Source organism: Lentzea sp. NPDC036949, assembly GCF_055608075.1.
Genome location: NZ_JBVJRA010000007.1, coordinates 86,014 through 109,994, shown reverse-complemented (window position 1 = coordinate 109,994; position 23,981 = coordinate 86,014). Strand labels below are relative to the sequence as shown.

Below are 23,981 nucleotides of genomic sequence, written 5' to 3'. Positions count from 1 at the left end.
CGGCGCGCAGTCGACGCAGGGGTGACTGACCGACACAGGGGAGGCACCCGCCATGGGCAAGGTCTACACCGGCGCCAGCACCTCGATCGACGGCTACGTCTCAGGCCCGGACTTCTCCGGTTTCGACCGGCTGTTCCGCTGGTACGAGTCCGGCGACGTGGCGTACACGATGCCGACCGGCGCGATGACCGTCCACCTGACCCCCGCCAGCGCCGCGCACTTCGACGGCCTCATCCGGGCGACCGGCGCGTTGGTGGTGGGCCGCAAGCTCTACGACCACACGAACGCATGGGGCGGCCGGCACCCGATGGGCGTGCACACCGTCGTGCTCACCCATCGGCCGTTGGAGAACACCGAGCACTTCACGTTCTGTGGCGACGGCATCGAGAAGGCCGTCGAGATCGCCCGGTCGCACGCGGGCGACAAGGCCGTCGGCCTGAACTCCGGCGAGGTCGCCCGGCAGGCGATCGACGCCGGGCTGGTCGACGAGATCTGGCTCGACCTGGTGCCCGTGCTGCTCGGCGGTGGCACGCCGTTCTTCGCACCGGGCCAGGGTTACCAGCTCGAAGGGCCGCTCTCGGTCGTCGAAGGCGTTGAGGTCACGCACCTGCGCTACAAAGTGCACTACGCGGAAGCCGGGTGAGGACGACGCGGTGGGGCGCTGCGGCGGCCTGAGTTCACCGAGGCCGCCGCCGCACTCCCCCGCGCGCCGGGACTGACGTCCCTCAGGCGGACAGCGCGGCCTTCACGGCGCGGGTGCGCTCGTCGGCCAGCACCTCGTCGTCACCGTTCTCGAGTGCCCGCAGCACCTGCGCGACGACGTCCTGCGGGGTGATCTTGGGCGCGTCGATGCCGGTGGTCAGGTCGGTGTCGATGAACCCGGCGTGCACGCCGATCACGCGCGTGCCCTGCTCCCGCAGCGCCTCACGGGAGGACTTGGTGAACGACCAGCCCGCTGCCTTGGAGGCCGCGTAGCCGCGCCACTCGGCCCTGCCGACGAACGACAGGATGCTCAGCACGTTGACGATCGCGCCGCCGCCGTTGGCCTTCAGGACCGGCGCGAACGCGTCCGTCGTGCGGACGAGGCCGTAGAAGTTGACCTCGAACTCCGCCTTGATGCTGTCGACGTCGTCACCCGCGACGAGGACGCCGGCGTTGTTGACCACGATCGTGGTGTCACCGAGCTCCTTGGCGGCCGCCACGACCGACGCGTCGTCGGTGACGTCGAGCCGCACCGGGACCACGCCCTCGTCGGTGATGGTCTCGACCTTGCGCGCGCCGCCGTAGACCTTCGCGCCCGCCTTGACGAGCTCTTGGGCGAACGCACGGCCCAGTCCGCGGTTCGCGCCGGTCACGAGCACCGTCTGGCCCTTGAAGTCCATGACAACCTCCTAAGTTGGTATTTCAAACCAACTGTGGCAGGCCGAGTTTGATTTCCCAACCGACTGATACCGTGGTCACATGGCTCCGCGAACCTGCTCCGTTGCGAACGCGCTGGAGGTCGTCGGCGAGCGCTGGTCGCTGCTGGCGCTGCGCGAGGTCTTCTTCGGCAACCACCGCTTCGACCAGATCGCCGCGAACACCGGCGCCTCCCGCGACGTGCTGACCGCGCGCCTGAAGAAGCTCGTCGCGTGCGGCGTGCTGGAGCGGCGGCAGTACTCCGAGCACCCGCCGCGCCACGAGTACGTGCTGACCGAGTCGGGCCGTGCGCTGAACAACGTGTTGCTGATGCTCAAGGAGTGGGGCGACACCTACGTGACCAAGGGGCCCCTCCCGCTGGTGTGGGAGCACTCGTGCGGCAACGTGCTGGAACCACTGGTCGTGTGCGCGCACTGCGGCCGTGAGGCGACGCCGGAGTCGTTGACGCGGGCCGCCACAACACCGGGCGATCCGATCTCGGCGACCTAATCCGGAACCCGTGGTCGCGCACCGGTCGCCGGTCGCTGTCCGTGTAGGTTGACGACCATGAGTGAGGACGACGAGGACGAGTTCGCCGAGGACGACGAGTTCGAGGACGAGGAAGACCCGGACGACCTCTTCGCCGTCACGCCGGAGCCGCGCACGGTGTGCCATCTGTGCGGGGGCGCGAGCTACATCGCGGCGCCGACGCTGGCGATCATCGGTGGTGCGCCGCGGACCGTCGACAACGGGCGCGAGTGCCCGCACTGCAACGGCGCGCGGACGTTCACCGGGCTGGTGCCGCCGCTTTAGCGCTTGACCGTCACGCGCTGGACGTGGTCGACGAACTCCGCCACCGGGTAGCGGGCGATCTCGTCGCCGATGACGTCGAGGGCCAGGTCGGCGGCGCGGGTGAAGCGCACGCAGGACTTGCCCATGTCGAGCTTCTTGCCGGTGGCGAGGTAGCGCTCGCGGAACGACTCCCCCGGCGCCATGGCCGTGGTCAGGTAGAGCGAGCAGTGGCGTTTCTGGGCGGCCAGCGCGACGTAGCTCAGCGGCTGCCCGTTGTAGGTGGGGCCGCTGACCTCGATCGGCACGTACCAGGTGATCATCCCCCAGAGCACGCCCTCGGCGTAGCCGGCGGGGAGGTGCGCGACGACGACGTCGCGCACGGCGGTGATCTCGGCGCGCTGCTCTGCGGTCAGCTCGTCGAGGTACTCGTCGACCGTGGCGGCCTTGCTCTGCACCATGCGCGTACGGTAGCCGCTCGTGGAGGTCCTGACCCGAGCCGAATGGCATGAGCTGCGCGACCGGCACGTCGCGCGCATGAGGCGCTTCACCGGCCCGCACCTGGAGCGGAAGGCCGGCAAGGAGAAGCACCCCGTCATGGACTTCCTCTTCACCTATTACAGCCATCGGCCCGTGCGGCTCGAACGGTGGCATCCGGGGCCGGGGATCGTCCTGGAGGACGCCGGCGAGTACCTGGAGTTCCCGCACTACCGGGCCACGAGCGGCGGCGTGACGCTCGACGTCGGCAGTTTCGCCGCTCAGCGGGCCAAGACCATCGACTTCGTGCGCGAGCTGCTCACGGCGACGATGCGGCGACCGGCGCGGCTGGGGTGCTTCGGGCTGCACGAGTGGGCCATGGTCTACCGGCAGCAGCCCGAGGAGGTGCGGCACAACGCGTGGCCGTTGCGCCTGGGCAGCGACGGCACCGACCAGGTGGTCGAGGCCAGCAAGATCCAGTGCGGGCACTTCGACGCCTTCCGGTTCTTCACCGGGCCCGCGCGGCCGCTCAACACCCTGCTGCCCACCCGTGAGGGGCAGGTCGAGAACGAGCAGCCGGGCTGCCTGCACGCCAACATGGACCTGTTCAAGTGGTCCTACAAGCTGGAGCCCGCGACACCGTCCGACCTGGTCGCCGACTGCTTCGAGCTGGCCGTCGACGTGCGGGAGCTCGACATGCGGGCCTCGCCCTACGACCTGGCGGGACTCGGGTACGAGCCGGTCAGGATCGAGACGCCGGAGGGCCGCGCGGAGTACGTGCGCAGGCAGGCGGAGTTCGCCGCGAGGTCGCAACCGCTGCGGGAACGACTCGTCACCGTGTGCCAGTCGGTACTGGGAGTGACTTCACATCGCTGACCGTTCTCTCCTGTTAGCGTGGCTGCCGGTCGTCGGGGGCCGCTGAGTAGTTGTGAGAGGGATCGATGTCTCGACACCGCTCGCTGCGCGCGAAGGTGCGGCGCGGGATCGCCAAGTGGCCCGTCGCCATCGTGGCCGTCGTCGTGCTGATCGCGCTCGGCTGGGGCGCCTGGTCGTGGATCGGCGGCGTGCTCGACAAGCGAGCGCAGGCGCAGGCCCAGGACTGCAACGAGGGTGACGCGGTGCTGCGGGTGTCCGCGACACCGAGCGTGGCCGAGGCCGTCGCGGAGGTCGCGCGGGCCTGGAGCGCCACGCGGCCCGTCGTCTACGACCACTGCATCGCGGTCGAGGTCACCTCCGCCGACTCCTCCGCCGTGCTCGACGGTCTGACCGGGACCTGGGACGCCGAGAAGCTCGGCCAGCGACCGCACGCCTGGGTGCCGGACTCGATGTTGTGGGCGAACCGGTTGTCCGCGCTCAACGCCAAGCTGGTCGGTGGCACGCCGAAGTCCATCGGCACGTCGCCGGTGCTGCTCGCCGCACCCGAGGCGGGTGCGCCAGTGCTGAAGGACTTCCGCTGGACGGACATGCCCGAGGTCACCGACTGGCAGAGGTTCGGCCCGAACTGGGGCCGGTTCAGCGTCGCCATGCCCGACCCGGCCGCGAACACGGCCTCCGCGCTCGCGATCCAGTCCGCACTGGCCGGCGGCAAGGGCCCGGTCACCGCGGACACGCTGAACTCCGACGCCGCCAAGGCGACCCTGACCAAGCTCGCGGCCACCGTGCCACCCGAGGTGCCCACCACGACGCGCGAGGCGTTGCGGCGGCTCGGGGACAGCGCGACGGTGAACGCGGCGGGCTTCAGCGTGACGCCGGTGTCCGAAGTGGACCTCTACAAGCACAACACCGGCAAGGAGGCACCGTCCAAACCGCTCGTCGGCGTGCTGCCGGTCGGTCCGACGCCGGTGGCGGACTTCCCGTACGTGGCGCTGTCCGGCCCCGAGGTCGGTGAGGCGGAGGAACGCGCGGCGCAGGCGTTCCGCGAGTTCATGACCGAGCCAGACCAGCAGAAGATCTTGGCGCACGGCGGTTTGCGTGTCGAGTCCACTCAGGACCGACCGTCCCCCTCTCCTGGTGTGTCGTGGGCGGCGGTGACCGAGAACCTGGTCGCCGCTGACGCGACGACCACGCAGCAGCTGTCGGCGGCGTGGGCGTCGGCGGACCGCGGCGGCCAGGTCGTGACCGTGCTCGCGGACGTGTCCACCTCGATGAAACCGAGGCTGGACAAGGTGAAGGCCGCCCTGCGCGGGCAGGTGGACAGGTCGGTGTCCGGGTCGTTCGGGTTGTGGGAGTTCGCGCGGTCCGTCGACGGCGCCAAGCCCTACAAGCAGCTCGTGGGCACCGGTCCGGTCGTGGAGAAGCGCGAGGCGTTGCGCAGGGCGATCGACGGGCTCAAGACTGTCGACGGCTCCCAGCTCTACACCGCGCTGGGGGCCTGTTACGAGGCGGCGCACGACGGTTTCGTGGCCGGGCGGGTCAACCGGGTCGTGGTCGTCACCGACGGCACCTCGGACGGCGGCATCGACCTGGCGGCGTTGAAGTCCCGACTCAAGGGCAAGGACCTGCCGGTCAGCTTCATCGCGATCGGCGGTGAGGTGGACAAGGCGGCACTGACCGACATCGCGGAGAGCACCGGGGGCAGCGTGTCCGTGGTGGAGGACGAGAACGGTGTGGAGGCCGCGCTCGGGCAGGTGCTGTCGACCACCGCCTGAGTGGTTGGTTCGGGTTGTGGATGAGGGCGTCGGGGCTGGCGTGGGCGTCAGGGCGGGTCGTGGACGAGGGCATCGGGGCGGGCGCGGGCGGGCGCGGACGGGGGCGTCGGGGTGGACGCGGGCGTCGGTCCAGGTTGTGGGCAAGAGCGTTGGTCCGGGTCGTGGATGAGGGTGTCGGGGCTGGCGCGGACGGGGACGTCGGCGCGCACGTCGGTCCAGGTCGTGGACAAGCGCGTTGGGGCGGGTCGCGGGCAAGGGCATCGCGGTAGTGCGGACAGGAACGTCGGTCCAGGTCGTGGACGAGGGCATCGGAGTGGCGCGAGCGACGGTGGTCGTCGCGCGGTTGGGTGCGGTGGCGGCTTGCCACGCGGGCCCGGCGAGGCCGGGATTCGGCGTCGGGATGGGCGCGGGCGACGGTGAGTCGTTGCGTGGTTCGGGTGCGGTGGCCAGGTGGTGCGGGGTTGCGTGCGGTGGCGGGTTGCCCGCAGGTCCGGCGAGAGCCGGGGTTCAGCGTCCGGGTGGATGCGGGCGACGGTGAGTCGTTGCGCGGTTCGGGTGCGGTGGCGGGTTGCTGCGCAGGTCCGGCGGGGCCGGGGTTGGGTGTCGGGCTGGGTGCGGTGGCGGGTTGCCGCGCGGGCTTGGCGGGGCCGGGGTTCAGCGCCGGAGCCGGAGTTTGGCGGCGAGGCGGCTTGGCAGGCGCGGCGAACAGCGCCTGAGTGGTCAGGCCAGGACGTTGAAGACGGCCTCCGCGCGGTTCCGTTCGGCGGTCAGCTGCCACGCCGTCTCGGCGATGTCGTCGGGGTTCAGCGTGGGGATCTCGCCGTACTGGCCGGGGTTTGCGGTGATCATGCGGTGGATGTCGCCGCGCTCGATCAGACCGCCGATGGTGAGCGTGCCCGCGTAGATGCCTTTGTCGGCCAGTGCCGCGTTGAGCGTCACCGCGTAGTTGCGCAGGGCTGCGGCGTTGATCGTGAGCGCGCCTAAGCCGGGCATGGGCACGACTGAGCTGAGGCCGCCTGCGAACAGCAGCGCTCCGCTGCCGCGGTCGAGCATGCCCGGCAGGACGTGGCCCACGACGTCGAGGGCCGGGTACAGCCAGGTCAGCGCCTTCTGGGCGTCCGCGGCGGTGATCTCGGTGATCGGCTTCATCGGCAGGTCTGGGTCGGCCGCGCCAGGGCCGTAGTAGAGCACCTCGACCTCGCCACCGATGCGGTCCAGGGTGGACAGGAGCTGGTCGCGGTCGCGCACGTCGGCGGTGAACGCCTCTGCCTTCACGCCGGCCTGCGCCAGCTCGGCGAGGTAGCGGCTGTGCCGGGTGTCGGTGCGGGACACCAGGGCCACGTCGTGGCCCTCTCGTCCAAACCGGTGCGCGATGGACATGCCGAGACCGGGGCCGACGCCGATGACTGCTGCGAGGGACATGAGCTGCACCTTCCGGCTAATTCGAGGGTGTCCTCGACTTGTGGGAGTGACGGTATCACAGAAGTCGAGGGGAGGCTCGACTTAGGGGGCGTTTGTAAAATGCCGCCATGGCAACCAGGCCCCTGCGCGCGGACGCCGCCCGCAACCGCGCCAAGCTGCTCGCGGCGGCCGTCGACGTGTTCGGTGAGCAAGGGCTCGACGCGGCGCTGGAGCACATCGCCCGCAGGGCCCAGGTCAGCATCGGCACCCTCTACGCGCACTTCCCCACGCGCCAGGTGCTCATCGACTCGATCTTCCCGAGCCGGCTGGCGGTGCTCGACGACATCGGTGCGGCCGCGCTGGCCGCGCCTGACCCGTGGCGGGGTTTCGCGGACTTCGTCGAGGGCACGGTGGCGTTGCAGGCGCAGGACCATGGGCTGAACGACGCGATCGCCCGGCGGCTGGTGCCGTCCGAGGAGGCCACCAGCGCGTGCGGGCGCGGCATGGGGCACGCGGAGCGGATCATCCAGCGCGCCAAGGACGCCGGGGTGTTGCGCGCGGACTTCGAGCTCGCGGACCTCGTGACGCTGACGTGGGCGATGTCGCAGGTGATCAGGGAGTCGGTCGACACCGAACCGGACCGGTGGCGGCGGTTCCTGCGGTTCTACCTCGACGGGCTGCGCACGGCCGGGTGAACCGCGCCACCGGGGACACCGGTGGCGCGGCCGGTGCGGTCACGCGACGTTGAAGCGGTCCGGGTCGGGGCCGGTGCGGGTGCCGTTGTCGAGCTCGGCGATCACGGTCATGTCGTCCTGGGCCAGCTCGAAGTCGAAGATGTCGATGTTCTCCCTGATCCGGTAGGGCGTGACGGACTTGGGGATCGCGACGTTGCCGAGCTGGACGTGCCAGCGCAGCACGATCTGGGCCGGGGTCTTCGCGTACTTCTCGGCCAGGCCGGTGATCTCCGGGCGGCCCAGCAGCGCGCCCTGGGCGAGCGGTGACCAGGCCTCGGTGACGATGCGGTGGGTCACGTGGACCTTGCGCATCTCCTCCTGCTGCAGCAACGGGTGCAGCTCGATCTGGTTCACCGCCGGGGTGGTCGGGAACTCGTCGAAGAGGCGCTGCAGGTGGCGGGTGTGGAAGTTGGAGACGCCGATGGCCCGCACCCGGCCGTCGGCGTAGAGCTGCTCCAGCGCGCGCCACGTCTCCGGGTACAGCTCGCGCCGCGGGGTCGGCCAGTGGATGAGGTAGAGGTCCAGCACGTCGCGCCGCAGGCGGCGCGTGCTCGCGTCGAACGCGCGCAACGTCGAGTCGTAGCCCTGGTCGGAGTTCCACAGCTTGGTCGTGACGAACAGGTCCGGCACGCCCGCGATCGCGTCGCCGACACCGGACTCGTTGCGGTAGGCGGCGGCCGTGTCGATGCTGCGGTAGCCGGTCTCGATGGCGGTCGTGACCGCACCGGCCACCTGGTCCTCCGGCACCTGGAAGACGCCGAAGCCGAGTTGGGGGATCCGTACTCCGTTGTTCAGCGAGATCAGCGGAACCATGCGGGTAGCTTCGCACCGTTGTAGAGCCGGTGCATCGCCTCGATCGCGGCCACGACCTCGCGGCGCAGCTCGTCGGGTGCCACGACCTCCACGTCGGGGCCGAACTTGAGCAGGTCGGGCAGGGCGTGCCGGAGCGACTCGGTCGGGAAGCCGAACTCCTCCCCCGGCTGCGGTGCGAGCTGTGCGACGACCCGGGCCTGGTGGCCGCTGAGCAGGTACCGCGCCTTGTCGAGACCGGCACTGGTCATGCGCACGGTGACGCGTTCGCCGTACATGCGGGCCTCGAACTCCTCGGACCACCCGGCCCAGAAGGCGGCGAGGTCGAAGTCGTCCGGCCGATCGAACGTCTCGTCCAGGACCTCCAGCTCCAGCACCCGCGACACCCGGTAGGTGCGCAGGCTGCCGATGAAGTACCAGGTGCCCGCCTTGAGGACGAGACCGAGCGGGTCGACCTCGCGGGTGACGGTCTGCTGCCCCCACCGCCGGTAGGTCATGCGGACGCGGCGCTGCTCCCAGACGGCGTCGGCGATGGTGGCGAGGTGCGCGGTCGGTTCGTCGCCGCGGAACCACGTCGGGGTGTCCAGGTGGAACCGCTGCCGGATCTGCTCGGCCCTGGCGCGCAGCTCGGTGGGCAGCGCGGCGAGGAGCTTGAGCTGGGCCGCGGCGGCGAACTCCTGGAGGCCCAGCTCCTGGGCGGGACCGGGCAGGCCGGTGAGGAACAGCGACCGCGCCTCGCCGGAGGTCAGTCCCGTGAGCCGGGTGCGGTAGCCGTCGACGAGCCGGTAGCCGCCGGCCGGGCCGCGGTCGGCGTAGATGGGGACGCCGGCGGCGCCGAGGGCCTCGACGTCGCGGTAGATGGTCCGGGGCGAGACCTCCAGCCGGGCCGCCAGCTCGTCGGCGGTCATCCGGCCGCGGGACTGGAGCAGCAGGAGCACCTGGATGAGCCGGCTCGACTTCATGCCACAAACCTGACATGAACTGTCAGGTTCTGCCAGCAGGGTGGGGTCCATGAAGGCAACCGGAACCATCGAAGTGAAGAGCTGGGACGAGAAGACCTGGGACGGCCGGTCCTACCGGGACGTCGAGGGCCGCAAGCTCACCGAGGCGCACGTCCAGTTCGGGTACGCGGGCGACATCAGCGGTACGGGCAGCTGCCGGTACCTCATGTACTACGGCGACGACGTGGCGTGGACGACCGCGATCGAGGAGGTCACCACGGACGAGGGCACGCTGGTGCTGCGGCACGTCGGCGCCTACCGGTCCGCTGTGGAGGGGTCGATCGAGGTCGTCGACGGCACCGGGCGGTTCCTCGGCGCGAAAGGTGCGGTGACCGTGGACTGGGCGGAGGATGGCAGCGGCACCTACGCGCTGGAGTACGAGGTCTGAGCCCATGACCAACGCCCCCGTCTACGACGCCGCCCAGCAGCGCATCACCGAGCTGGTGCGCGGCCGGGACCCGCAGACGCCCGTCGCGGCGACTCCCGGCTGGTCGGTCAAGGACGTGGTGGCGCACCTGGCCGGCGGTCTGCGCGACTTCGCGGACCGCCGGTTCGACGGTGTCGAGTCCGGCGAGTGGGGTGAACGGCAGGTGCGCGACCGCCGCGGCAACTCGCTCGACGACGCCTTCGCCGAGTGGGACGCGAACCGGGAGCTGGCCGCTCCGCTCTTCGACACGCCCATGGGCTCGGTGCTGATCGCCGAGGTCGTGGCGCACGAACACGACCTGCGCGCCGCGCTGGGCGTGCCCGGCGACCGGGACCCGCAGGTGGTGCGTGCGGCGTTGACCCGGCCGTTGCAGCAGCTCGACCAGCGGATGCGGGAGAACGACGTGCCCGCGCTGCGGGTGGTGCTGGAGCACGGCGACCGCGTGCTCGGGCACGGCGAGCCGGAGGGGACGCTGCGCACGACGTCGTTCGAGCTGATGCGGGCCGTCGGCGGGCGGCGGTCGGTGGACCAGATCAGGGCGATGGACTGGGACGGTGACCCGGACACGTGGATCTCGTCGCTGGCGTTGTCCGGAAGGCACCGCGCGGAGCCGTTCGAGGAGTAGGTTCCCGGCGTGACCGACTGGCTGGCAGACACCCGCGAGTCCTACGACACGGTCGCCGCCAGTTACGCCGACTACACGCGCGGCCTGCTGGACGGGATGCCGCACCTGCGGGCGGCGTTGCGGCTGTTCGCCGAGGAGGTGGACGGTCCCGTCGCCGACGTCGGCTGCGGTCCCGGCGACGTCACGGCGCTGCTGCACGGGCTCGGCGCGGACGCGTTCGGGATCGACCTCTCCCCCGCCATGGTCGCGCTCGCCCGGCGGAACCACCCCGGGCTGCGGTTCGAGGTCGGGTCGATGACCGACCCGCTCGGCGACCGGGTCGGCGGGGTGCTGGCCTGGTGGTCGCTGATCCACGTGCCGGACGAGCTGGTCCCGGTGGTGCTCGGGCACTTCCGGGACGCGCTGCGGCCGGGCGGGCTGCTGCAGCTGGGTTTCCACGTCGGCGACCGCACGAACCTGAAGACGCGGGGCTACGGCGGGCACCCGATGCGCGTGCACGTCCACCTGCGCCGGCCGGAGCGGGTGGCGGCGTGGCTGCGGAACGCCGGGTTCGCGATCGAGGCGCAGTGGCTGCTCGGCGAGGACGGCGCGGTGCTGTTCGCCCGGCGCGGGTGAGACCATTCCACCGTGGCAGAGGAACAGACGTGCCAGCGGTGCGGTGAGGCCGTGGAGCTGGCCCCGGAGGACTTCGAGCTGTTCGAGCGGATGCACCCGGACTGCTTCCACTTCGCGTTCGAGCACGACCTCACCAGGCCGGGCATCACCGAGCAGGAGAACTGCGGCGACGAGACCTGTCCGGTCGGAGCATGAGAGGAGGGGCGCACCCCTGGGTGCGCCCCTCCTCCGCGGTGTGGATCAGCTGCTGTAGGCCTCGAGGGGCGGGCAGGAGCAGACCAGGTTGCGGTCACCCTTCGCGCCGTCGATGCGGCGGACCGGCGGCCAGATCTTCGGAGCACCGGTACCGGCCGGGTACACGGCCTCCTCGCGGGTGTACGGGTGGTCCCACTCGCCGACGGTCACGCAGGCCGCGGTGTGCGGTGCGTTGCGCAGCGGGTTGTCCTCGACGGGCCACTCGCCGGCGCCGACGCGGTCGATCTCGCGCTTGATGGCGATCATGGCGTCGATGAACCGGTCGATCTCGGCCAGGTCCTCGGACTCGGTGGGCTCGACCATCAGGGTGCCGGCGACCGGGAACGACATGGTCGGGGCGTGCAGGCCGTAGTCGGCCAGGCGCTTCGCCACGTCGTCGACCGTCACGCCGGTGGCCTTGGTGATCGGGCGCAGGTCGAGGATGCACTCGTGGGCCACGAAGCCGCCCTCGCCGGTGTAGAGGACCGGGTAGTGCTCGTCCAGGCGGCGCGCCACGTAGTTCGCCGCGGCCACGGCGGTCAGGGTCGCGCGGCGCAGGCCGTCGCCGCCCATCATGCGCACGTACGCCCACGAGATCGGCAGGATCGACGCGGAACCCCACGGGGCCGCGGAGATCGGGCCCACGCCCGTCTCGGGGCCCGCGGTGGGCTGCAGCGGGTGGTTCGGCAGGAACGGGGCGAGGTGGGACTTCACGCCGATCGGGCCGACGCCGGGGCCGCCGCCGCCGTGCGGGATGCAGAACGTCTTGTGCAGGTTCAGGTGCGAGACGTCCGAGCCGAACTTGCCGTAGCGGGCCAGGCCGATCAGCGCGTTGAGGTTCGCGCCGTCGACGTACACCTGGCCGCCCGCGTCGTGGACCAGGCCGCAGACCTCGCGGACGGTGTCCTCGTACACGCCGTGGGTCGACGGGTAGGTGATCATGATCGCGGCCAGGTCGTCGGCGTGCTCGGCGACCGTGGTGCGCAGGTGGCCCATGTCGATGTTGCCCTTGTCGTCGCACTTCACGACGACGACGCGCATGCCGGCCATGACGGCGGACGCGGCGTTCGTGCCGTGCGCGGACGACGGGATCAGGCAGACGTCACGGGCGGAGTTGCCGTTGGCGCGGTGGTAGGCGCGGATCGCGAGCAGGCCGGCGAACTCGCCCTGCGAGCCGGCGTTCGGCTGCAGCGACACGGCGTCGTAGCCGGTGACCTCGGCCAGCCACGCCTCCAGGTCCGACACGATCGTCAGCAGGCCCTTCGCGTCCTCGACCGGCGCGAACGGGTGCAGCGTCGAGAACTCGGGCCAGGTGATGGACTCCATCTCCGCGGTCGCGTTCAGCTTCATCGTGCAGGAGCCGAGCGGGATCATGCTGCGGTCCAGCGCGACGTCCTTGTCGGACAGTGCGCGCAGGTAGCGCAGCAGCGCGGTCTCGGAGCGGTGCGCGTGGAACACCGGGTGGGTCAGGTAGTCCGAGGTGCGGCGCAGGTCCGACGGGATGCCGTCGGCGGTGTCGGTGTCGATCGCGTCCACATCGGACCCGGTCACGCCGAACGCCTCCCACACGGCGACGACGTGCGCGCGCGTGGTCTTCTCGTCGCAAGCGACCGCCACGACGTCGGCGTCCACGAGGCGCAGGTTGATGCCGAGCTCGCGGGCCTTGGCGACGACCTCGGCGGCACGGCCCTCGACGCGCACCTGCACGGTGTCGAAGAACTCGCCGTGCACGACGTCGAGACCGGCCTCGCACAGGCCCGTCGCGAGGACGGTGGCCAGGCGGTGCACACGGGTCGCGATGGCGCGCAGGCCCTCGGGGCCGTGGTAGACCGCGTACATCGACGCGATCACGGCGAGCAGCACCTGCGCGGTGCAGATGTTCGAGGTCGCCTTCTCGCGGCGGATGTGCTGCTCGCGGGTCTGCAGCGCCAGGCGGTAGGCCAGCGAGCCGTCAGCGTCGACGGAGACGCCGACGAGGCGGCCGGGCAGCTGGCGCTCCAAGCCGGAGCGGACGGCCATGTAGCCGGCGTGCGGGCCGCCGAAGCCGATCGGCACGCCGAAGCGCTGGGTGGTGCCGACGACGACGTCCGCGCCGATCTCACCGGGCGGGCGCAGCAGCGTCAGCGCCAGCAGGTCGGCGACGACGACGGCCTGCGCGCCGGCGGCGTGGATCTCCTCCACCAGCGCGGCCTGGTCGCGGACCACACCGGACGCACCGGGGTAGGACAGCAGCACGCCGAAGAAGTCACCGCCCAGGCCCAGGCCCTCGATGCCCTGCGACAGGTCGGCGACGACGACCTCGATGCCCAGCGGCTCGGCGCGGGTCTCGATCACGGCCAGCGTCTGCGGCAGCGTGTCGGCGTCCACGACGAACTTGTTCGACTTCGCCCTGCCCGCGCGGCGCACCAGGGTCATGGCCTCGGCGGCGGCGGTCGACTCGTCCAGCATGGACGCGTTGGCCATCGGCAGGCCGGTCAGGTCGCCGACCATCGTCTGGAAGTTCAGCAGCGCCTCCAGGCGGCCCTGCGAGATCTCCGGCTGGTACGGCGTGTACGCGGTGTACCAGGCGGGCGACTCCAGGACGTTGCGCAGGATCACGCCCGGCGTCACGGTGTCGTAGTAGCCCAGGCCGATCATCTGGGTCATCGGCCGGTTCTGGGAGGCGAGCGCGCGCAGCTCGGCCAGCGCCTCGGTCTCCGTGGCGGGCGCCGGCAGGTCCAGCACCAGGTCGCGCTCGTGGATGGACGAGGGCACCGCGTGCTGCGCCAGCTCCTCCAGCGATCCGACACCGATCACGTCGAGGATGCGGGCGAGCTCGGCGGGGCGCGGGCCGACGTGCCGGTCCGCGAACGGGGTGCCGTGCTCGAGAGCGGCGAGCGGAATGCGGTCCTGCGTCATCTAACGCCTCCGGGGGGCTGCGGGCACACGTGTCCTGGTGCCCTCCCCGCTCTGTCCGTACCCGGCATCGGGCGCCTGAGAGGTTCACCCGCCACGAGAGCGGGCTTTCACCGTCGGCGGGATCTCGAGAGATCCGCTTTCCAGAGGCGTCTCGCTCACGCGGTCCTGGGTGCCTGAGAGGTTCCCGGGGAGGAACTTGCTCCTTCGGCGCCGGGTGCAGCACCCGGTCTCTCCCGCCTGAGTTCAGCGACTACCCGTGAAGAGTACCCGCAGGCAGGCCCGCCAGTCCCCACCGACGCGACCTACGTCTCAGCGACGGGACCGGCTGAGCCGGCGACAGCGGGTCAGCCGGTGGCGCGCTCCCGGCGGCGGCGGGTCAGCTCGTCCTCGGTCATCGGCGCGATCTCCACGCCGTCCGCACGTTCGGCCGGGAACTCGTGGATGGTCCCGCTGATCTCCCGCATCGCACCGCTCACCGCGATGCCGAACACGCCCTGCCCGCCCTGGAGCAGGTCGACGACCTCCTCGGGGGAGGTGCACTCGTAGACGGTCGTGCCGTCGGAGAAGAGCGTGATCCGCGCCAGGTCCTGCACGCCGCGGCGGCGCAGGTGGTCGACGGCGACCCTGATGTTCTGCAGCGAGACCCCGGTGTCCAGCAGCCGCTTCACGACCTTCAGGACGAGGATGTCCTTGAAGGAGTAGAGCCGCTGGCTGCCGGAGCCGTGCGCCATCCGCACCGTCGGCGCGACCAGGCCGGTCCTGGCCCAGTAGTCGAGCTGCCGGTAGGTGATCCCGGCGATCTGGCACGCCGCGGGTCCCCGGTAGCCGACGAGTTCGTCCGGCAGCGAGGAGTCCGGGAACAGCTCACCCTGCTGCCCGGATTCGGCCCGCAAGGGCGCTTCCTCGACCACGCCTGCCTCCCCTCGCCAACGGCCACGAAAGTCGGGGCCGTCAAGCCGCCTGGTCCACTCGCGCAGACCGGCGACGTCCACTCGAGTTCGACGGTAAGACCGCTCCGAGGGCAGGTCAACGCGACGCGCGGGGAGTGTTGGCCCCCAACCTGAGGCGGGGGTCCGCACCGTCACCCGAACTAGGACGTTCAGGTGACGTTTAGTGATTGTTTAGCGGCCATGATGTGCGGAAAGTAGTCCGATCGAGGGACACCCCACCGATCGGCGCCGGGTCCGAACAAGACGGTCAGCGACAGTCGGGGGAACTCAGGTGTCGGCGCCCCGGAAGTCCTCGGGGGACACGGAGTCGAGGAACTCGCGGAACTTCTCGACCTCGTCCTCCTGCTCGTCCGGGATGATCAGACCGGCCTCCGCCAGCACGGACTCCTCCGCGTGGATCGGCACGCCGACGCGCAGTGCGAGGGCCACCGAGTCGGACGGGCGGGCGGACACGCGCACGTCGCCGTCGAACACGAGCTCGGCGAAGAACGTGCCCTCCTGCAGGTCGGTGATCCGCACCTGTTCGAGGTTGCGGCCCAGCGCCCCGATGACGTCCTTGAGCAGGTCGTGGGTGAGCGGGCGGGCCGGTCGCACACCCTGCTGCTCCAGCGCGATCGCGGTGGCCTCGACCGAGCCGATCCAGATCGGCAGGTACCGCTCACCCTCGGTTTCGCGCAGCAGGAGGATCGGCTGGTTCTGGGGCAGCTCCACCCGGACGCCCACGACACGCATCTCGCTCATCGGGTCTCGCCTCCCTCTGACTCGTTGGGGAGTACCCGGAACGTCTCCGAGCATCCCCCGGCACACGCGTTCGACGCTACCCGCCAAGCGGGCCGTGTGCTCAATCGTTGCGGGCAGAACGTGATCAAGACGATGGCCGCTCGAACCCGCTCTTCCCCGCACCGGGTACAACGAGCGGAAGAGGCCGGCCGATTCCCGGAAAGCACGGCGAACCGGGAGGAGTTCCGCGCAACGGCGGTCAGCGCACGAGTGCGTTCGGGCTCGACGCAGGAAAACTCCCGCGGAGCGCGGCGAACTGCTCAATGGCGCAAAACAGTGGAGAAGACGGCAGCAGCACTGCACGGTGGAACTCGGGGCGGAGCTGCGTGAGCACCGCCCCGACGCTCGTCATCCCGCAGACCCGGGACCGGCAGGCCCCGGACCGTCAGGCTCCTGCGGAGCCGGGACCGGTCAGGAAGACCAGGCGGAACTTGCCGATCTGGACCTCGTCGCCGTTCGCGAGGACGGCCTGGTCGACCGGCTCGCGGTTGACGTAGGTGCCGTTGAGGCTGCCCACGTCGATCACGACGAACTCGCCGCCCTCCCGGCGGAACTCGGCGTGGCGGCGCGAGACCGTCACGTCGTCGAGGAAGATGTCGCTGTCGGGGTGGCGCCCCGCGCTCGTCGTGTCGCGGTCCAGCAGGAACCGCGAACCGGCGTTCGGGCCGCGCTTCACCACGAGCAGCGCGGAACCGGCGGGAAGGGCGTCGACACCGGCAACGGCCGGCTCCTGTGCGGGCGCCTCGGCGCCGCCTTCCATCTCCTGGAGGAAGTCCGCCCGGAAGACGGAGGTCCGCTCCGGGGACTGCTCCGGCGGAACGCCTGGGCCGTCGTTCGTGCTCACCTGAGCTCTCCTCCTGCTGCTGGGTCCGTCGTTTCCGGTAAAACCTATCGCGTTCGAGTCGCCCCCCGAGGAGCGGCTCCCCTTCCGGCCGAAGATCCGGCGAAAGATCGACGTCACTCCTTCTCCACCAACGCCTTGTACCCGTCGGCGTCCAAGAGCCCCTCGACCGCCTCGGGGTCGTTCAGGCGGAGCTCGACCATCCAGCCCTCGCCGTACGGGTCGGAGTTGATGGACTCCGGCGACTGCACCAGGGCGTCGTTGATCGCGACGACCTCACCGTCGAGCGGCGAGTAGAGGTCCGACACGCTCTTGGTGGACTCGACCTCGCCGAACGTGTCGCCGGCCGAGACGGTGTGACCGACCTCGGGCAACTGGACGAAGACCACGTCACCGAGTTGTTCCTGGGCGTAGTCGGTGATGCCGACGCGCACGGTGTTCTCACCTGTTGTGGCGACCCACTCGTGTTCCTCGGTGTAACGAAGCTCCTCGGGAATCAACTGACTGCGCTCCTCGTGCCGAACCTGTATGGGGTGATCTTTTCACGCGGCCTTTCCGGGAGTGACCCGCAGGGCCGAGAAGAACTGGTAGACGTACAAAAGCGCCGACCACAGGTACAGCGCTGCACCCCACGCGGTGAACGCGTAGGCGAACGGGAGTGCGAGCTGCGCCCACGCCGAGTCGCCCTGCGCGAGCAGCAGCAGGGGGAACGCGTACAGCAGGTTGAAGGTCGCGGCCTTGCCCAGGTAGGTGACCTCGAAGGGGCCCCAGCCGCGCTGCCGCAGGACCAGCAGGCAGATGCCGACGACGACCTCGCGCCCGACCAGCACGAGTGCGATCCACAGCGGCACGATGTCCCTGACCACGAACGCCAGCAGCGTGCAGAACACGTAGAGGCGGTCGGCGGCCGGGTCGAGCAGCGCGCCCAGCCGGCTCATCTGGTTCAGCCAGCGGGCGAGCTTGCCGTCCAGCCAGTCGGACAGGCCCGCGAAGACGAGGACGAGCAGCGCCCAGCCGTCGGCGCGGGGTCCGAGCAACAGGTACAGGAAGAGCGGAACACCGGCCAGCCGCAACACGCTGAGCAGGTTCGGAATCGTCAGCAGGCGATCAGCCGGGTCACGCACACCCGCACTCTAAACGAGTGGTCGCGCACGGGCTGCCGGATGGCGTCACGGCACGCGGTGCGGGTGGTCGCAGGAGCTGCGCGGCCGGTCGGGGGACGGGGCCCGGTGGGGTGGGGGGAGCTCAGGCCGTCCGGGTGAACGTCCAGCCGCGGCGCTGCATCTCGGCACCGGTGAGCGAGCACGGGCGACCGCGGTCGTCGCGGCCCACCCAGCGGGCGCGGAAACCCTCGAGCACGTACGCGTGGCCCCGGCTCCACACCACGCTGCACGGCGCGGTGGGCAGCTGCTCGGCCGGCTGCGGCTCGGTCTCCATGGCGGTTCTCATCTCAGTCCCTCCGTGACATCAGGGATGTCGGCCACCGGGGCTCCGGCGTTATCCCTGTGAACGAATTCTGGCTGACTGTGGTTCAGAACACGTGTCCGTTCCGGGTCCGGAGCGTTAACTGGATCAAATGCCGCGCCGAGCTGTTCGGGGCCGAAGCGCGGCGGATGGCCACGTCGTTGCTCGCGCAACCGTTCGTCGTGCGCCGATGACCACCCATCTCGTCAGTCCGATCGGCGCGGCCTAACGTGTCCGCGTGGACCAGGTGAAATTCGGGCCGGAGCTCCTCTCCCGGTTGCTCGACCACCTCGGCGCGCAGCTCGACGGCTGCCGCGGGGTGGGCCTGTCGGTGTGGCCCGACGGGGCAGTGCTGCGGGCGGTCGGCGTGGCGCAGGAACTGGACCGGGCGCAGGTGGAGGCCGGGGAGGGACCGCTCGTCGACGCCTCCCGCGACGAGCGGCAGGTGACCGCCGAGCTCGGCGGTCACCACGTGGTGGCGGTGCCGGGGAGCTGGGGTGACAGCGGACCGATAGTGCTGACGGTCTACCTGGACCACCCGGCTGGCATCGAGGACCTGAAGGTGGTCGAGGAGATCGAGCCGCTGCTCGCGACGGCGGCCGCGGTGGTGCAGTTCTGCGCCGGCGAGGTCCTGCGGGCCGACCAGATGGTGCGGATGGTGCAGCACCGGCGCTACATCGAGCAGGCCAAGGGGCTGCTGGTGGGTGCGCGGGGATGCCGGCCGGGCGAGGCGTTCGAGCTGCTCGTGCGGGCCAGCCAGCACGCGAACGTGAAGCTCCGCGACGTCGCGGCGGCCCTGGTGCTCGTGGTCGGCGGGGACCTGGAGGACACTGGTGAGGACGTCACGGTGCCGCCGCGGACCGCCTATGACACCGCTCGCGAACTTTGGGCGGAGTTGCAGGTTTGAGTCTTCGGCGACCGGGGTACGGAAGCGGCGACCTGTCCTGTCGAGCGACCTCTCCCGTACGGTGATGTCGCAGCGGTTGAGCCAGCAGCCGCGTGGTGGGGACCGCTGCTGTGGCGGCTCCCCGTGGTCCGAGTAGGGAGAAGATCGGTGACTGTGCAGGACCCGCAGACCATTGAGCTGTCGGCCCGGCAGCCGTCCGACGGCGTCACGGTGCTCGCCGTGTCCGGCGAGGTGGACATGGTGTCCGCGCCGACGCTGCGCGACGCCCTCGTGAACGGCCTCACCGACGGTGGCACCTTCGTGGTGGACATGACCGGCGTGACGTTCCTGGGTTCCGCCGGACTCGCCGTGCTCGTCGAGGCGGCGCGGCTGGCCCCCCAGCGCAACGCGACCCTGAAGGTCGTGGCGACCAAGCGCGCGGTGACGCGTCCGCTGGAGGCCACCGGGCTGGGCGAGGTGCTCGCCGTGCACGACTCGGTGGACGCCGCCCTGAGCTGAGACCACCTGACCTGGGACGAACCCGGCCCGGGACGACTACGACGACTGCGCGTGCCGGCCTGAGCCGAGACCCATCGGGCTCAGGGGGCTTGCGGGGCTTCCGGCACCACGGTGAGCCGGTTGCCCGCCGCGGCCAGCGCCGACGCGACCTCGGCCAGTGCGTGCGCGATGCCTTCGCGCCGCGGGCCGAGACCGCTCAGGTCGACGGTCAGCGGCACGGTGCCGCCGCGCGCGGCGGTGACCAGCCTCCGCCGCAACGACGGTCCCGCCTCGGCGGGCGCGTCGCCGCGGACCACCGCCACCACGCCCGAGGAGGTCTCGTAGGCATGCACGTGGCAGTCGGGTGCGGTGTCGTACGTCGCGGGCACGGGCGACCGGGTCCTGCGCAGCCGCACGGTGGTGCCGTTCGGCGAGCGGTGGATCTCGACGTCGTCCACGCTCTCCCGCATGAGCAGGAGTCCCCTGCCGCGCGTGGTGAGCGCGGGTGGTGGCACGCGCCACCGGCCGTGGTCGATGACGTCCACCACGGTCGTGCCGTCGCTCTCGATGCGGGCGCGCACCTCGACCGTGCCGTGCTCGGAACCGGGGTAGGCGTGCTCGACGGAGTTGTTGACCGCTTCGCTCACCGCGAGGACGAGGTCGTCGGCCTCGTCGTCGGTGAACCCGCCGCCTCGCAACCAGTCACGCAGCCGGTGCCGAACGGGCCCGACCTCGTGTGCGTCCGCGGGGAAGCGGAGGGCCAGGAAGTCCTCTCGCACCAGCACGACTCTCCTCCCCTTGATCTCCTGCCTCCAGCAGGTGATTTCCCTGGGCACGGGGTCAGTACACGTGTGAAATGAGATCGGTTCGGGTAAGGCAGTGACATGCCGGCCCAGAGAGCCTTCAGAGCAGAACGGACTACGAGGTGGGTGTGACGCAATTGTCAGGGGTCGAACTGCGGATGGCAGTGGACCCGACGCAGCTCTCCATCGCGCGCGCGGTAGCCGCGGACATCGCGATGCGGCAGGACTTCGACCTCGACGCGATCGAGGACCTCAAGCTCGCGGTCGACGAGACGTGCTCCACGTTGATCACGCTCGCCGCCGACGACGCGGTCCTGAGCTGCCACTTCGCGGTCGACGCCGCGGGTGCGGTCCGGGTGAGCGCGAAGGTGTCGGCCAAGGCGGCAGCGGGCCCGGACGAGGGCAGCTTCGGCTGGCGCGTGCTGACCGCGCTGGTGGACTCGGTGGAGACTTCCGTGAAGGACGACGCCGCCGAGACCGAGGGGTTCGTGGTCCACATCGACCTCGTGAAGTCCTCGGCAGGGGCGGTGGATGAGTGACCGGCTCCGAAGAGGCGACCGCCACGGCCTCGGAGACCGCTGAGAACGCGCAGGGCACGGCGGCCACGACCGAACCGGCCGAGGTCGCCGAGTCCTCGACCGGGTCGACGAGCGGCAAGGGTGGCGACTACGACCACCTGGCGCCGTTGTTCGCCGAGCTCGCCGCGACGCCCGCCGGCCCGAAGCGCGACACGTTGCGGGACCGGCTCGTCACCGAGCACCTCCCGGTCGCCCAGCACATCGCGCGCCGGTTCGGCCACCGCGGTGAGCCGCACGAGGACCTCGTGCAGGTGGCGACGGTCGGCCTGATCAACGCGGTCGACCGGTTCGACCCCGAGCGCGGCAGCGACTTCCTGTCGTTCGCGGTGCCCACGATCATGGGTGAGGTGCGGAAGTACTTCCGCGACTCGTCGTGGTCGGTGCGGATGCCGCGGCGGCTCAAGGAGCTGCACCTCGCGATCAACGCGGGCACCTCGCGGCTGTCGCAGTCGCTGGGTCGCGCGCCGACGCCGTCCGAGCTGGCCGAGCACCTGGGCCTGAGCCGCGAAGAGGTCCACGAGGGGCTGGCGGCCGGCAACGCCTACCAGAGCGCGTCCCTGGACGACATGCTGATGTCGGACGACTCGTCGATCTCCCTCGGGAACACGATCGGCGAGGAGGACCCGGAGATCGCGATGATCGAGCAGCGGGAGGCGTTGCACCCGCTGCTGCAGAAGCTGCCCGAGCGCGAGCGCAAGATCGTGATCATGCGGTTCTTCGGCAACATGACCCAGACGCAGATCGCGCAGAAGGTCGGCATCTCGCAGATGCACGTGTCGCGGCTGCTGGCGAAGACGCTGCGGCAGCTGCGCGACGTCCTGGAGGAATGACCGGTTACAGCTGTTGTTCCCACGGCCCCGCGTCCTCGTTCCGAAACGAGGGCGCGGGGTTTCGTCATCACTTGCCCCGGAAGACGCAAAGCAGACTTGCGGTCGCGGCGAAGCTAGGCGGCGCGGACACGGCGGCGGGCCGCCGAGATGATCTGACGGCGTTCGTCCTCGCCCATGCCACCCCACACGCCGTAGGGCTCCTGGGACTCGAGGGCGTGCGCACGGCACTGGGCGAGCACCGGGCAGTGCGAGCAGATGGCCTTGGCCTTCTCCTCACGCGCTGCCCTGGCGTACCCGCGCTCGTTGTCGGGGTGGAAGAAGATGGCGCTGTTCTGGCCGCGGCACAGCCCCTCCATCTGCCAGTCCCACACGTCGGTGACCGGTTTGGGCAGGCGGGTCGTGCAGGTCATCGCGACTCCCTAAGGCTGGGGCGGAAGAGTTGCGATCACTGCGTACCTCTGCTCGTGCGGCGGTAAACCTGTTCGGCCCAGGTCACAACCGCTCGGGGGCGGAAATTCCGAGCAGGTCGAGACCCAGGGTGAGCACGCGGCTCGTGAGGGCGAGCAGGTGCAGGCGCGAGTCCTGCAGCTCCTGCGTCTCCGCCTTCATGACCGAGCAGGTCTCGTAGAACGTGGACAGCGCCGTGGCCGTGTCGAACAGGTAGGCCGTCAGCTTGTGCGGCGCCAGGTCCTCGATGGCCGCCCTGACCGCCGTGGGCAGCTGCAACAGCTTCAGCGCCAGGTCGCGTTCGGCCTGTTCGGCGAGCGTGATGGCGGCGTCCTGCGGGGCCGTACGACCGACCTTGCGCGCGATGGAGTGCGTGCGCGCGTTGGCGTACTGCACGTACACGGACGTGTCGCCGGTCTTGGCCAGCATCTTCTCCCACGAGAAGACGTAGTCCTTCTCGCGGTCGTTGTGCAGGTCGGCGTACTTCACCGCGCCGATGCCGAGGACGCGGGCGAGCTCCTCGCGTTCCGCACCCTCCACTTCGGACGTCTCCGGGATGGCCTTCTCGGCGTGCTGCACGGCTTCGGTCAGCAGGTCGACGAGCTTGATCGTGCCGCCGGCGCGGGTGCGGATGGTCTTGCCGTCCTCGCCCAGGATCGTGCCGAACGGCGTGTGCACCGCCGTGTGCGCGTCGTCCAGCCACCCGGCCTGCCGGGACGTCGCGAAGATCATCTGGAAGTGCAGCGTCTGCGGCGCGCCGACGACGTAGATCAGCTGGTCGACCTCGCGCTCGCGCACCCAGTACCGCACGGTCGCGAAGTCGGTGGTCGCGTACCCGTACCCGCCGTCGCTCTTGCGCACGATCAACGGCTGCCGGTCGCCCTCGCGCCCCTTGAAGCCGGGCGGGAACACGCACAGCGCGCCGTCGGACTCCTCGACGAGCCCCTTCTGCCGCAGCTCGGTGATCGTGTCCGCGAGGAACGGGTTGTAGAAGCTCTCGCCGTAGGTGTCGGCGGCGGTGAGCTTGATGCCGAGCACGTCGTAGATGTGGTCGAAGTGCCGCTGTGACTCCGCGACGAGCTCCCGCCACAGCGTCAGCGTCGCCTCGTCCCCGCCTTGCAGCAGCACGACCCGCCGCCGCGACCGGTCGGCGAACGCCGGGTCGCTGTCGAACTTGACCCGCGCTGCCTGGTAGAAGCCGTTGAGGTCGCTGATCTCGAACTCGTCGTCGAACCCGAGGTCCACGAGGTGCTCGATCAGCATGCCGAACGGCGTGCCCCAGTCGCCCAGGTGGTTGTGCGGGATCACCTCGTGGCCCGCGAACGCCAGCAGCCGCGACAACGCGTCCCCGATGACGGTCGACCGGACGTGGCCGACGTGCATCTCCTTGGCCACGTTCGGGCTGCTGTAGTCGATCGCGATCCGCCGCGGCTCCTCCACGACCGGCACACCGAGCCGGTCGTCCCCCTTCAGACCCGCGACCTGCTGCTCCAGCCACCCGCGGGTGAGCCGCAGGTTGATGAACCCCGGCCCGGCGATCTCCGGCGTCTCCACGGCGTCGGCCGAGTCGAGGTGCTCGACGATCAGCTGCGCCACCTCGCGGGGGTTGCGGCCGACCTTCTTGGCGAGGCTCATGGCCACGTTGCACTGGTAGTCGGCACCGTCTCGGTTGGACGGTCGGATCAGCGCTTCCTCCGCGGTGATGTCCACGTCCAGGGCGGCGCGCAACGCCCGCGCCACCCGCTGGCCCAGCTCGAGCCCGACATCCCCACGCAGCACTGAACCCACCTCTCGACCGCGGCTTTGCCTCCCAGTATTTCACCCGCCGCAAACGAGAAGGGCACCGA

General features: G+C 70.6%; 29 protein-coding genes and 1 riboswitch. Of the genes, 14 read left to right on the top strand and 15 right to left on the bottom strand.

All coding sequences use genetic code 11. From position 1 onward, the window contains the following. Window positions 1–52 precede the first annotated feature (52 nt). Window positions 53–643 carry a dihydrofolate reductase family protein gene (locus ACZ7CD_RS20845; protein ID WP_470379518.1) on the top strand — a complete coding sequence of 197 codons (591 nt, stop codon included), beginning with the start codon at window positions 53–55 and terminating at the stop codon, window positions 641–643. 82 nt (window positions 644–725) lie between these two features. On the opposite strand, the gene ACZ7CD_RS20840 is transcribed toward ACZ7CD_RS20845, so the two are convergent. Continuing rightward, on the bottom strand, window positions 726–1,382 hold the full coding sequence (locus ACZ7CD_RS20840; protein ID WP_470370891.1) for an SDR family oxidoreductase: 657 nt from the start codon (window positions 1,380–1,382) through the stop codon (window positions 726–728). A gap of 79 nt (window positions 1,383–1,461) precedes the next feature. Here ACZ7CD_RS20840 and ACZ7CD_RS20835 point away from each other — a divergent pair, with 79 nt between their 5' ends. Then, complete coding sequence (locus tag ACZ7CD_RS20835) at window positions 1,462–1,908, top strand: winged helix-turn-helix transcriptional regulator (protein WP_360392383.1); 447 nt, start codon at window positions 1,462–1,464, stop codon at window positions 1,906–1,908. 57 nt (window positions 1,909–1,965) lie between these two features. Then, the gene (locus ACZ7CD_RS20830; protein WP_360392385.1) at window positions 1,966–2,211 is read left to right on the top strand and encodes a hypothetical protein; all 246 of its coding nucleotides are present in this window, start codon (window positions 1,966–1,968) and stop codon (window positions 2,209–2,211) included. On the opposite strand, the gene ACZ7CD_RS20825 is transcribed toward ACZ7CD_RS20830, so the two are convergent. Beyond that, the gene (locus ACZ7CD_RS20825; protein ID WP_470370890.1) at window positions 2,208–2,648 is read right to left on the bottom strand and encodes an iron chaperone; all 441 of its coding nucleotides are present in this window, start codon (window positions 2,646–2,648) and stop codon (window positions 2,208–2,210) included. The genes ACZ7CD_RS20830 and ACZ7CD_RS20825 overlap by 4 nt on opposite strands. A 19-nt stretch (window positions 2,649–2,667) precedes the next feature. Between ACZ7CD_RS20825 and ACZ7CD_RS20820 the strand changes: the two genes are divergently transcribed. Together ACZ7CD_RS20820 and ACZ7CD_RS20815 are read left to right on the top strand one after the other, a co-directional pair. Continuing rightward, a complete protein-coding gene (locus tag ACZ7CD_RS20820; protein ID WP_470374692.1) occupies window positions 2,668–3,540 on the top strand; it encodes a 3-methyladenine DNA glycosylase in 873 nt (290 codons plus the stop codon). A 65-nt stretch (window positions 3,541–3,605) separates the two neighbouring features. Then, window positions 3,606–5,312 (top strand): vWA domain-containing protein, encoded by a 1,707-nt coding sequence (locus ACZ7CD_RS20815; protein ID WP_470370889.1) that lies wholly within the window; start codon window positions 3,606–3,608, stop codon window positions 5,310–5,312. A 720-nt stretch (window positions 5,313–6,032) separates the two neighbouring features. Here the strand turns inward: ACZ7CD_RS20815 and ACZ7CD_RS20810 are convergent. After that, window positions 6,033–6,734, bottom strand: a complete 702-nt coding sequence (locus ACZ7CD_RS20810; RefSeq protein ID WP_458430960.1) for an SDR family NAD(P)-dependent oxidoreductase — start codon at window positions 6,732–6,734, stop codon at window positions 6,033–6,035. A gap of 107 nt (window positions 6,735–6,841) precedes the next feature. On the opposite strand from ACZ7CD_RS20810, the gene ACZ7CD_RS20805 reads away from it, so the two are divergent. Then, window positions 6,842–7,408 carry a TetR/AcrR family transcriptional regulator gene (locus ACZ7CD_RS20805; RefSeq protein WP_360392395.1) on the top strand — a complete coding sequence of 189 codons (567 nt, stop codon included), beginning with the start codon at window positions 6,842–6,844 and terminating at the stop codon, window positions 7,406–7,408. A 39-nt stretch (window positions 7,409–7,447) separates the two neighbouring features. Here the strand turns inward: ACZ7CD_RS20805 and ACZ7CD_RS20800 are convergent, their stop codons facing one another. Then, window positions 7,448–8,260 carry an aldo/keto reductase gene (locus ACZ7CD_RS20800; RefSeq protein WP_470379517.1) on the bottom strand — a complete coding sequence of 271 codons (813 nt, stop codon included), beginning with the start codon at window positions 8,258–8,260 and terminating at the stop codon, window positions 7,448–7,450. Next, window positions 8,248–9,219: a helix-turn-helix transcriptional regulator gene (locus ACZ7CD_RS20795; RefSeq protein WP_470379516.1), complete on the bottom strand. Its 972-nt coding sequence runs from the start codon at window positions 9,217–9,219 to the stop codon at window positions 8,248–8,250. Before ACZ7CD_RS20795 ends, ACZ7CD_RS20800 begins: the two co-directional genes overlap by 13 nt. Window positions 9,220–9,268: 49 nt before the next feature. Here ACZ7CD_RS20795 and ACZ7CD_RS20790 point away from each other — a divergent pair, with 49 nt between their 5' ends. Genes ACZ7CD_RS20790 through ACZ7CD_RS20775 form a run of 4 tightly spaced genes read left to right on the top strand, consistent with a single transcriptional unit; the run spans window position 9,269 to window position 11,120 of the window. Further along, window positions 9,269–9,646, top strand: a complete 378-nt coding sequence (locus ACZ7CD_RS20790; protein WP_360392403.1) for a DUF3224 domain-containing protein — start codon at window positions 9,269–9,271, stop codon at window positions 9,644–9,646. Between the two features lie 4 nt (window positions 9,647–9,650). Beyond that, window positions 9,651–10,310, top strand: coding sequence for a maleylpyruvate isomerase family mycothiol-dependent enzyme (locus tag ACZ7CD_RS20785; protein WP_470379515.1), 660 nt, complete (start codon window positions 9,651–9,653; stop codon window positions 10,308–10,310). A gap of 9 nt (window positions 10,311–10,319) precedes the next feature. After that, window positions 10,320–10,925: a class I SAM-dependent methyltransferase gene (locus tag ACZ7CD_RS20780; protein ID WP_470379514.1), complete on the top strand. Its 606-nt coding sequence runs from the start codon at window positions 10,320–10,322 to the stop codon at window positions 10,923–10,925. A 12-nt stretch (window positions 10,926–10,937) separates the two neighbouring features. Further along, on the top strand, window positions 10,938–11,120 hold the full coding sequence (locus ACZ7CD_RS20775; protein ID WP_360392411.1) for a hypothetical protein: 183 nt from the start codon (window positions 10,938–10,940) through the stop codon (window positions 11,118–11,120). A gap of 45 nt (window positions 11,121–11,165) precedes the next feature. On the opposite strand, the gene gcvP is transcribed toward ACZ7CD_RS20775, so the two are convergent. The 7 genes from gcvP to ACZ7CD_RS20740 all read right to left on the bottom strand — a co-directional run bounded on the left by gcvP (window position 11,166) and on the right by ACZ7CD_RS20740 (window position 18,077). Further along, on the bottom strand, window positions 11,166–14,057 hold the full coding sequence (gcvP, locus tag ACZ7CD_RS20770) for an aminomethyl-transferring glycine dehydrogenase (protein ID WP_470374695.1): 2,892 nt from the start codon (window positions 14,055–14,057) through the stop codon (window positions 11,166–11,168). 150 nt (window positions 14,058–14,207) lie between these two features. Beyond that, a riboswitch (glycine riboswitch) is annotated at window positions 14,208–14,303 on the bottom strand. Between the two features lie 98 nt (window positions 14,304–14,401). Beyond that, window positions 14,402–14,968, bottom strand: coding sequence for a MerR family transcriptional regulator (locus tag ACZ7CD_RS20765; RefSeq protein ID WP_360392417.1), 567 nt, complete (start codon window positions 14,966–14,968; stop codon window positions 14,402–14,404). A 306-nt stretch (window positions 14,969–15,274) separates the two neighbouring features. After that, window positions 15,275–15,748: a bifunctional nuclease family protein gene (locus ACZ7CD_RS20760; protein ID WP_030468959.1), complete on the bottom strand. Its 474-nt coding sequence runs from the start codon at window positions 15,746–15,748 to the stop codon at window positions 15,275–15,277. Between the two features lie 424 nt (window positions 15,749–16,172). Then, window positions 16,173–16,631: a glycogen accumulation regulator GarA gene (garA, locus tag ACZ7CD_RS20755; RefSeq protein WP_360392419.1), complete on the bottom strand. Its 459-nt coding sequence runs from the start codon at window positions 16,629–16,631 to the stop codon at window positions 16,173–16,175. A gap of 113 nt (window positions 16,632–16,744) precedes the next feature. Continuing rightward, window positions 16,745–17,128, bottom strand: a complete 384-nt coding sequence (gcvH, locus tag ACZ7CD_RS20750; protein WP_360392422.1) for a glycine cleavage system protein GcvH — start codon at window positions 17,126–17,128, stop codon at window positions 16,745–16,747. A gap of 42 nt (window positions 17,129–17,170) precedes the next feature. Then, entirely contained in the window at window positions 17,171–17,752 is a 582-nt protein-coding gene (locus ACZ7CD_RS20745) for a CDP-alcohol phosphatidyltransferase family protein (protein WP_360392425.1), read from the bottom strand. 121 nt (window positions 17,753–17,873) lie between these two features. Beyond that, window positions 17,874–18,077: a hypothetical protein gene (locus ACZ7CD_RS20740; RefSeq protein WP_360392427.1), complete on the bottom strand. Its 204-nt coding sequence runs from the start codon at window positions 18,075–18,077 to the stop codon at window positions 17,874–17,876. 253 nt (window positions 18,078–18,330) lie between these two features. Between ACZ7CD_RS20740 and ACZ7CD_RS20735 the strand changes: the two genes are divergently transcribed. Continuing rightward, window positions 18,331–18,999: an ANTAR domain-containing protein gene (locus tag ACZ7CD_RS20735; RefSeq protein ID WP_360392430.1), complete on the top strand. Its 669-nt coding sequence runs from the start codon at window positions 18,331–18,333 to the stop codon at window positions 18,997–18,999. Between the two features lie 147 nt (window positions 19,000–19,146). Continuing rightward, window positions 19,147–19,497, top strand: coding sequence for an STAS domain-containing protein (locus tag ACZ7CD_RS20730; protein ID WP_360392432.1), 351 nt, complete (start codon window positions 19,147–19,149; stop codon window positions 19,495–19,497). A gap of 80 nt (window positions 19,498–19,577) precedes the next feature. Here the strand turns inward: ACZ7CD_RS20730 and ACZ7CD_RS20725 are convergent, their stop codons facing one another. Next, window positions 19,578–20,261 carry an ATP-binding protein gene (locus ACZ7CD_RS20725; RefSeq protein ID WP_360392435.1) on the bottom strand — a complete coding sequence of 228 codons (684 nt, stop codon included), beginning with the start codon at window positions 20,259–20,261 and terminating at the stop codon, window positions 19,578–19,580. Between the two features lie 146 nt (window positions 20,262–20,407). Here ACZ7CD_RS20725 and ACZ7CD_RS20720 point away from each other — a divergent pair, with 146 nt between their 5' ends. Both ACZ7CD_RS20720 and ACZ7CD_RS20715 read left to right on the top strand, forming a co-directional pair. Then, window positions 20,408–20,818, top strand: a complete 411-nt coding sequence (locus ACZ7CD_RS20720; RefSeq protein WP_458430953.1) for an ATP-binding protein — start codon at window positions 20,408–20,410, stop codon at window positions 20,816–20,818. A 137-nt stretch (window positions 20,819–20,955) separates the two neighbouring features. Continuing rightward, complete coding sequence (locus ACZ7CD_RS20715; protein ID WP_360392696.1) at window positions 20,956–21,687, top strand: SigB/SigF/SigG family RNA polymerase sigma factor; 732 nt, start codon at window positions 20,956–20,958, stop codon at window positions 21,685–21,687. Between the two features lie 113 nt (window positions 21,688–21,800). On the opposite strand, the gene ACZ7CD_RS20710 is transcribed toward ACZ7CD_RS20715, so the two are convergent. Both ACZ7CD_RS20710 and argS read right to left on the bottom strand, forming a co-directional pair. Then, entirely contained in the window at window positions 21,801–22,097 is a 297-nt protein-coding gene (locus tag ACZ7CD_RS20710) for a WhiB family transcriptional regulator (RefSeq protein ID WP_360392440.1), read from the bottom strand. A gap of 82 nt (window positions 22,098–22,179) precedes the next feature. Further along, a complete protein-coding gene (argS, locus tag ACZ7CD_RS20705; RefSeq protein WP_470379513.1) occupies window positions 22,180–23,913 on the bottom strand; it encodes an arginine--tRNA ligase in 1,734 nt (577 codons plus the stop codon). Window positions 23,914–23,981: the final 68 nt, after the last annotated feature.

Excerpts from the sequence above, each read along its gene's own strand:
- ACZ7CD_RS20825 (WP_470370890.1), bottom strand. The coding sequence starts at position 2,648 with ATGGTGCAGAGCAAGGCCGCCACGGTCGACGAGTACCTCGACGAGCTG.
- ACZ7CD_RS20760 (WP_030468959.1), bottom strand. The coding sequence starts at position 15,748 with ATGAGCGAGATGCGTGTCGTGGGCGTCCGGGTGGAGCTGCCCCAGAAC.
- ACZ7CD_RS20815 (WP_470370889.1), top strand. The coding sequence starts at position 3,606 with ATGTCTCGACACCGCTCGCTGCGCGCGAAGGTGCGGCGCGGGATCGCC.
- ACZ7CD_RS20810 (WP_458430960.1), bottom strand. The coding sequence starts at position 6,734 with ATGTCCCTCGCAGCAGTCATCGGCGTCGGCCCCGGTCTCGGCATGTCC.
- ACZ7CD_RS20800 (WP_470379517.1), bottom strand. The coding sequence starts at position 8,260 with ATGGTTCCGCTGATCTCGCTGAACAACGGAGTACGGATCCCCCAACTC.
- ACZ7CD_RS20845 (WP_470379518.1), top strand. The coding sequence starts at position 53 with ATGGGCAAGGTCTACACCGGCGCCAGCACCTCGATCGACGGCTACGTC.
- ACZ7CD_RS20785 (WP_470379515.1), top strand. The coding sequence starts at position 9,651 with ATGACCAACGCCCCCGTCTACGACGCCGCCCAGCAGCGCATCACCGAG.
- ACZ7CD_RS20830 (WP_360392385.1), top strand. The coding sequence starts at position 1,966 with ATGAGTGAGGACGACGAGGACGAGTTCGCCGAGGACGACGAGTTCGAG.
- ACZ7CD_RS20740 (WP_360392427.1), bottom strand. The coding sequence starts at position 18,077 with ATGAGAACCGCCATGGAGACCGAGCCGCAGCCGGCCGAGCAGCTGCCC.
- gcvP (WP_470374695.1), bottom strand. The coding sequence starts at position 14,057 with ATGACGCAGGACCGCATTCCGCTCGCCGCTCTCGAGCACGGCACCCCG.
- ACZ7CD_RS20805 (WP_360392395.1), top strand. The coding sequence starts at position 6,842 with ATGGCAACCAGGCCCCTGCGCGCGGACGCCGCCCGCAACCGCGCCAAG.
- ACZ7CD_RS20840 (WP_470370891.1), bottom strand. The coding sequence starts at position 1,382 with ATGGACTTCAAGGGCCAGACGGTGCTCGTGACCGGCGCGAACCGCGGA.
- ACZ7CD_RS20790 (WP_360392403.1), top strand. The coding sequence starts at position 9,269 with ATGAAGGCAACCGGAACCATCGAAGTGAAGAGCTGGGACGAGAAGACC.
- ACZ7CD_RS20795 (WP_470379516.1), bottom strand. The coding sequence starts at position 9,219 with ATGAAGTCGAGCCGGCTCATCCAGGTGCTCCTGCTGCTCCAGTCCCGC.
- ACZ7CD_RS20835 (WP_360392383.1), top strand. The coding sequence starts at position 1,462 with ATGGCTCCGCGAACCTGCTCCGTTGCGAACGCGCTGGAGGTCGTCGGC.
- ACZ7CD_RS20710 (WP_360392440.1), bottom strand. The coding sequence starts at position 22,097 with ATGACCTGCACGACCCGCCTGCCCAAACCGGTCACCGACGTGTGGGAC.